The organism is Bailinhaonella thermotolerans, from assembly GCF_003594875.1.
Lineage (GTDB): Bacteria > Actinomycetota > Actinomycetes > Streptosporangiales > Streptosporangiaceae > Bailinhaonella > Bailinhaonella thermotolerans.
Genome location: NZ_QZEY01000047.1, coordinates 1 through 1810 on the forward strand (window position 1 = coordinate 1; position 1810 = coordinate 1810).

1 protein-coding gene is annotated in these 1810 nt (G+C 75.1%); it reads left to right on the forward strand.

Annotated elements, in window-relative coordinates:
* Nucleotides 1–13: 13 nt before the first annotated feature.
* Nucleotides 14–1810: type I polyketide synthase (locus D5H75_RS44485; RefSeq protein WP_277950013.1), on the forward strand; the 1797-nt coding region annotated here is incomplete at its 3' end.

Below are 1810 nucleotides of genomic sequence, written 5' to 3' on the forward strand. Positions count from 1 at the left end.
GGCCCGGCATCTGGTGGCCGTGCATGGGGTGCGGCGTCTGCTGTTGGTGTCGCGGCGGGGGATTGATGCGCCTGGCGCGGCCGGGCTGCGTGATGAGCTGGCGGGGTTGGGTGCCGAGGTCACCATCGCCGCGTGCGACGTCGCGGATCGGGAGGCGCTGGCGGGCCTGCTGGCCGCGATCCCGCAGGACCGGCCGTTGCGTGGGGTGGTGCATGCGGCGGGGGTGGTCGATGACGGGGTGATCGGCTCGTTGTCGGCCGAGCGGGTGGAGGCGGTGCTGCGGCCCAAGGCCGAGGCGGCCTGGCATCTGCACCAGCTCACCCAAGATGGTGATGTCCGGGCGTTCGTGGTGTTCTCTTCGCTGGCGGGGGTGGTGGACGGGGCCGGGCAGGGCAACTACGCCGCCGCCAACGCCTTCATCGACGCCCTGGCCGGGCTGCGTGCCGCCGCCGGGCTGCCGGCCCTGGCGCTGGCCTGGGGGCCCTGGAATGGCGAGCACGGCATGACCGCCGCCCTGACCGGCCGGGACCTGGGCCGCATGCGCGCGGCCGGGCACATCCCCCTGACCACCGGCCAGGGACTGGCCCTCCTCGACGCCGCCCTGGCCGCGGGCCGGGCGCATCTGGTACCCGCCCGGTTCGACCCGGCCGCCCTCGCCGGCCGCCGGCCCGGCCTGCCTCCCATGCTCCACGACCTGGCCGCCCCCACCCCACGCCCCACCGCCATCTCCATCGGTGGGAGCGAGTCATCGGGGCCCGCCCCGGCGGTCGCCGCGCTGGCCGCCCTCCCCGCCGAGCGACGCCGTCAGCACCTGCTCGACCTGGTCCGTACGCACGCCGCGGCCATCCTCGGCCACGACACCCCGAACGCCATCGACCCCCACCGGCCCTTCCACGAGTTCGGGTTCGACTCCCTGACGGCCGTCGAACTGCGCAACCGCCTGCACACCGCCACCGGGCTCAGGCTCACCCCCACCCTCATCTTCGACCACCCCACGCCCCACGTCCTGGCCACCCATCTGGCCACCACCCTCGCCCCCAGCGCCGCCGCCCGGGCCGCCGCACCCGTGACGGTCACGGCACCGAGCAGCGAGCCCATCGCGATCGTCGGCATGGCCTGCCGGTTCCCCGGCCAGGTCACCAGCCCCGAGGCGCTCTGGCGGCTCCTGACCGCCGACGCCGACGGCATCACCGGCTTCCCCACCGACCGGGGCTGGAATCTGGGGTCGCTGTTCCACCCGGACCCCGACCATCCAGGGACGTCGTACGTCCGCTCCGGCGGGTTCCTGTCCGGCGCCGCCGACTTCGACCCGGAGTTCTTCGCGCTGAGCCCGCGCGAGGCTGTCGCGATGGATCCCCAGCAGCGGCTCATCCTGGAGACCTCGTGGGAGGCCCTGGAGCACGCGGGCATCGACCCGGCCGGGCTGCGCGGCACTCCGACCGGGGTGTTCACCGGGGTGATGGCCAACGACTACGGCTCCGGCGCGGCCGGCACGCGGGAGACGGAGGGCCTGGTCGCCACCGGAACCCAGGGCAGCGTGGTCTCCGGCCGGGTGGCGTACGCCTTCGGGCTGGAGGGACCCGCCGTGTCGGTGGACACGGCCTGCTCGTCGTCCCTGGTGGCGCTGCACCTGGCCATCCAGGCCCTGCGGACGGGCGAGTGTGATCTCGCGCTGGCGGGTGGGGTGACGGTGATGGCCACGCCGGACGCGTTCGTGGAGTTCTCGCGGCAGCGGGGCCTGGCCGCCGACGGGCGGTGCAAGTCGTTCGCGGAGGCGGCCGACGGGGTCGGCTGGGGTGAGGGCGTCGGT